Below are 6033 nucleotides of genomic sequence, written 5' to 3'. Positions count from 1 at the left end.
AAGATTACGGATCAAGGTTATGTGACTTCTCATGGAGACCATTATCATTATTATAATGGCAAGGTTCCTTATGATGCTATCATTAGTGAAGAACTCCTCATGAAAGATCCAAATTATCAGTTGAAGGATTCAGACATTATCAATGAAATCAAGGGTGGCTATGTGATTAAGGTAGATGGTAAGTATTATGTCTATCTAAAGGACGCAGCGCATGCTGATAATGTTCGCTCAAAAGAAGAAATCACTCGTCAGAAGCAGGAACACAGTAGTAATCACGGAGGTGGTTCTAGCGATAATGCGGTAGTAGTTGCTAGAGCTCAAGGCCGCTATACAACGGATGATGGTTATATCTTTAATGCATCTGATATCATTGAGGACACGGGTGATGCCTATATCGTTCCTCATGGCAACCATTTCCACTATATTCCTAAGAGTGACTTGTCTGCCAGTGAATTAGCTGCAGCTCGAGCCTTCCTAGCTGGGAAAGGTAATCAACCAAGCTCAGTTAGGTATCGTCCTTCAACAAATTCTTCTAGCAGTAGCGCATCAGAGACATCAAATAGTAGTTCATATGGACAAACTAATCAAAGCAATGTTGAAGCAAATACCAGAAGATGGACTCCAAGTGTTAGCCCACAGGTGGATAATAGTTATCAAGCAAATCCGAGTGAAGACGTATCCAGTCTCTTGAAACAGCTTTATGCCTTGCCGCTTAGCCAACGACATGTGGAATCAGATGGGCTTGTTTTTGATCCAGCGCAGATTACAAGAAAAACTGCGAATGGTGTTGCAGTGCCACATGGAGATCATTATCACTTTATCCCTTATTCTCAAATGTCTGACTTAGAGCAGAAGATTGCGAGAATGATTTCTGAAAATTATCAAGGAAATCATACTACTGCAGGTGGTAAAGAATTAAAACCAATTCCGACTCCAAGTCTTCCAAATTTAATTCCATCTCCTGTTTTGCCAGCTCTTACCTTAAAACCTTTGAAACCTATGGTAAAACCGGCTCCTACTCCAAATCCTAAAATAGACTCAAATTCTTCTTTGGTTAGTCAGCTGGTACGAAAAGTTGGAGAAGGATATGTTTTCGAAGAAAAAGGAATCTCACGCTATGTTTTTGCGAAAGATTTACCATCTGAAACTGTTAAAAATCTTGAAAGCAAGTTATCAAAACAAGAGAGTGTGTCACACGCTTTAACTACTAAAAAAGAAAAAGTTGCTCCTCGTGACCAAGAATTTTATGATAAAGCATATAATCTGTTGGCTGAGGCTCATAAAGCTTTGTCTGAAAATAAAGGTCGCGTTTCTGATTTCCAAGCCTTAGACAAATTAGCAGAACGCTTGAATGATGAATCTTCTAATAAAGGAAAATTGGTAGATGATTTATTGGCATTCCTAGCACCAATTACCCATCCTGAGCGACTTGGAAAACCAAATTCTCAAATTGAATATACCGAAAACGAAGTTCGTATTGCTCAATTAGCTGATAAGTATACAACGTCAGATGGTTACATTTTTGACGAACATGATATTATCAGTGATGAGGGGGATGCCTATGTAACGCCTCATATGGGCCATAGTCACTGGATTGGAAAAGACAGCCTTTCTGATAAGGAAAAAGCTGCGGCTCAATCTTATACTAAAGAAAAAAGAATTCTACCTCCGTCCGCAGACGCAGATGCTCAAGCAAATCCAACTGGAGATAGTGCAGCGGCTATTTACAATCGTGTGAAAGGTGAGAAACGAATTCCACTCGTTCGACTTCCATACATGGTTGAGCATACAGTAGAAGTTAAAAATGGTAATTTAATCATTCCTCATAAGGATCATTACCATAACATTAAATTTGCTTGGTTTGATGATCACTCATACAAAGCTCCAAATGGTTATACTCTGGAAGACTTATTTGCGACGATTAAGTACTATGTTGAACATCCTGATGAACGTCCACATTCTAATGACGGATGGGGAAATGCCAGCGAGCATGTCTTAGGTAAGAAAGACCACAGTGAGGATCCCAAAAAGAATTTCAAAGCGGAAGAAGAGCCAGTAGAGGAAACACCTGCTGAGCCAGAAGTCCCTCAAGTAGAGACTGAAAAAGTAGAAGCTAAGCTTAAAGAAGCAGAAGTTTTACTTGCTAGAGTAAAAGATGCTAGTCTGAAAGGCAATGCGACAGAAACTCTGGCTGGTTTACGAAATAATTTGAGCCTGCAAACCATGGATAATAATGGTATCATGGCAGAAGCAGAAAAATTACTTGCGTTGTTAAAAGGTAGTAATCCTTCACCTGTAAATAAGGAAAAAACAAACTAATGAAAAATGGGAGTCTCGATAAGGAGGCTTTCATTTTTATTATGTATATACGAAAAATTCTTGACAAGCAGTACTAAAAAGAGTAAACTATTAACTAGTTTATTAACTGGTTTATTATTTTATAGTGAATCAAATAGAGTTAAGAAAAGAGGAAAGAATGAAAATCAATAAAAAATATCTAGCTGGGTCAGCAGCTGCACTTGTTTTAAGTGTCTGTGCTTATGAACTAGGTTTGCATCAAGCTCAAACTGTAAAAGAAAGTAACCGTGTTTCATATATAGACGGTAAACAACCAAGCCAAAAGGCAGAAAATTTGACACCTGATGAAGTCAGTAAAAAAGAAGGTATAAATGCCGAGCAAATCGTTATCAAGATTACGGATCAAGGTTATGTGACTTCTCATGGAGACCATTATCATTATTATAATGGCAAGGTTCCTTATGATGCTATCATTAGTGAAGAACTGCTGATGAAAGATCCAAATTATCAGTTGAAGGATTCAGACATTGTCAATGAAATCAAGGGTGGCTATGTGATTAAGGTAGATGGTAAGTATTATGTCTATCTAAAGGATGCAGCACATGCTGATAATGTTCGAACCAAAGAAGAAATTACTCGTCAGAAGCAAGAACACAGTAGTAATCACGGAGGAGGTTCTAACGATAATGCGGTAGTCGCTGCCAGAGCTCAGGGCCGCTATACAACGGATGATGGCTATGTATTTAATGCCTCTGATATTATAGAAGATACAGGCGATGCCTATATCGTTCCTCATGGTAATCATTTCCACTATATTCCTAAGAGTGACTTGTCTGCCAGTGAATTAGCCGCAGCTCGAGCCTTCCTAGCTGGAAAAGGTAATCAACCAAGCTCAGTTGGGTATCGTCCTTCAACAAATTCTTCTAGCAGTAGCGCATCAGAGACATCAAATAGTAGTTCATATGGACAAACTAATCAAAGCAATGTTGAGGCAAATACCAGAAGATGGACTCCAAGTGTTAGCCCACAAGTGGATAATAGCTATCAAGCTAGTCCGAGTGAAGACGTGTCCAGTCTCTTGAAACAGCTTTATGCCTTGCCGCTTAGCCAACGACATGTGGAATCAGATGGGCTTGTCTTTGATCCAGCGCAGATTACAAGAAAAACTGCGAATGGTGTTGCAGTGCCACACGGAGACCATTATCACTTTATCCCTTATTCTCAAATGTCTGACTTAGAGCAGAAGATTGCAAGAATGATTTCTGAAAATTATCAAGGAAATCATACTACTGCAGGTGGTAAAGAATTAAAACCAATTCCGACTCCAAGCCTTCCAAAACCAATCCCTGCTCCAGAGCCTACCCCAATACCAAGTCCACAACATGTACCAAATCCTCAACCAGCTCCAAGCAATCCAATTGATGGAAAATTGGTAAAACAGGCGATTCGAAAGGTGGTTGATGGTTATGTCTTTGAAGAGAATGGAACTTCGCGTTATATCTCTGCCAAGGAACTTTCAGCAGAAACTGTTGCAGCCATTGATGATAAACTTGCTAAACAAGAAAGTTTGTCTCATGAGTTAGGAGCTAAGAAAATCAATCTTGCATCTGGTGATCAAAAATTTTACAACAAAGTTTATGATTTACTAGCAACAGTTCACCAAGATTTGATTTCCAATAAAGGGCGCCAAGCTGATTTTGACGCTTTTGATAGACTATTGGAACGTCTCAACGATGAGTCAAGTGATAAAGTCAAGTTAGTTGATGATATCCTTGCTTTTCTAGCGCCGATTCGTCATCCAGAACGTTTAGGAAAACCAAATGCACAAATAGCTTATACAGATGATGAGATTCAAGTAGCCAAGTTGGCAGGCAAGTATACAACAGAAGATGGCTATATCTTTGATCCCCGTGATATCACCAGTGATGAGGGGGATGCCTATGTAACTCCGCATATGAGCCACAGTCATTGGATTAAGAAAGATAGTTTGTCTGAAGCTGAAAGAGCAGCAGGTCAAGCTTATGCTAAAGAGAAAGGTTTGACGCCTCCTTCAACAAATCATCAAAGTTCAGGAAATACTGAAGCTAAGGGAGCAGAAGCGATTTACAATCGAGTAAAAGCAGCTAAGAAGGTACCACTTGATCGTATGCCTTACAATCTCCAACATACTGTGGAAGTTAAAAATGGAAGTTTGATTATACCTCATTATGACCATTACCATAACATCAAATTTGAGTGGTTTGACGAAGGACTTTATGAGGCACCTAAGGGGTATAGTTTAGAAGAGCTATTTGAAACTGTGAAGTATTATGTAGAACATCCAAACGAACGTCCACATTCAGATAGTGGTTGGGGCAATGCGAGCGACCATGTTCAAAGAAACCACAATAGTCAAGCTGCTAACAATCAAACAGAGAAACCAACAGAGGAGAAACCTCAGACAGAAAAAATTGAGGAGGAAAAACCTCGCGAAGAAAAACCGAAAAATGAGAAAGCAGAATCTCCAAAACCAAAAGAACCAGAGGAATCAGAAGAAGAATCACCATCGGAACCAGAGGAACATCAGGTTGAAACTGAAAAGGTTGAAGAAAAACTGAGAGAGGCGGAAGAGTTACTTAAAAAGATTAAGGATCCAATTCTTAAGTCCAATGCCAACGAAACTCTCACAGGATTAAAAAATAATCTGTTATTTGGTTCTCAGGACAACAATACTATTATGGCAGAAGCTGAAAAGCTATTAGTCTTGTTAAAGGAGAGTAAGTAACTATACAACTATTATAGAAGATAAAAAGGGAGCAGAATATGGATTCTGTTCTCTTTTTTATGAAATTGTGTAAAAATTCTTGACATATTTTCTAAATAAAGATAAACTATTTACTAGTTAATTAAATGGTTAAACACTAGTTAAGGAGTTATAGTGAAAAAGAGGACGATTTTAGTATTGATGACCAGTGTATTGGCTCTGGTATTAGCTGCTTGTGGGCAGAAGGAAAGCCAGTCAGGTAAAGGGATGAAAATTGTGACCAGTTTTTATCCTATCTATGCCATGGTCAAGGAAGTATCTGGTGACTTGAATGATGTTCGGATGATTCAGTCAAGTAGCGGAATTCATTCTTTTGAACCTTCAGCAAATGATATCGCAGCCATCTATGATGCAGATGTATTTGTCTACCATTCGCATACACTTGAATCTTGGGCAGGAAGTCTGGATCCAAATCTCAAAAAATCCAAAGTTAAGGTTTTAGAGGCTTCAGAAGGAATGACGTTGGATCGTGTCCCTGGTCTAGAAGATGTGGAAGCCGGTGATGGAGTTGATGAAAAAACGCTTTATGACCCTCATACTTGGCTAGATCCTGAAAAAGCTGGCGAAGAAGCGCAAATTATCGCTGATAAACTTTCAGAGGTTGATAGTGAGCACAAAGAAACTTATCAGAAAAATGCGCAAGCCTTTATCAAAAAAGCTCAAGAATTGACTAAGAAATTCCAACCTAAATTTGAAAAAGCGAGTCAGAAAACATTTGTAACCCAACATACAGCCTTTTCTTATCTAGCTAAGCGATTTGGACTCAATCAGCTTGGAATCGCAGGTATCTCTCCAGAACAAGAACCAAGTCCAAGACAATTAACAGAAATTCAGGAATTTGTTAAAACCTATAAGGTTAAAACGATTTTTACAGAAAGTAATGCTTCTTCGAAAGTAGCTGAAACTCTTGTCAAATCAACAGGTGTGGGTCT

3 protein-coding genes are annotated in these 6033 nt (G+C 38.8%); all 3 read left to right on the top strand.

Going from position 1 to position 6033, the window contains the following annotated elements; translation table 11 throughout:
* Positions 1-2319: pneumococcal-type histidine triad protein (locus N5909_RS09290; RefSeq protein ID WP_271631181.1), on the top strand; the 2319-nt coding region annotated here is incomplete at its 5' end.
* A gap of 157 nt (positions 2320-2476) precedes the next feature.
* Entirely contained in the window at positions 2477-5062 is a 2586-nt protein-coding gene (locus N5909_RS09285) for a pneumococcal-type histidine triad protein (RefSeq protein ID WP_033681824.1), read from the top strand.
* Between the two features lie 180 nt (positions 5063-5242).
* Positions 5243-6033, top strand: a 791-nt coding sequence (gene adcAII, locus N5909_RS09280; RefSeq protein ID WP_419965933.1) for a zinc-binding lipoprotein AdcAII, incomplete at its 3' end; no start/stop codon positions are given.

It is taken from the genome of Streptococcus gwangjuensis, from assembly GCF_028156745.1.
Taxonomy (GTDB): domain Bacteria; phylum Bacillota; class Bacilli; order Lactobacillales; family Streptococcaceae; genus Streptococcus; species Streptococcus gwangjuense_A.
This window is presented reverse-complemented; position numbering and strand designations above follow the sequence as displayed.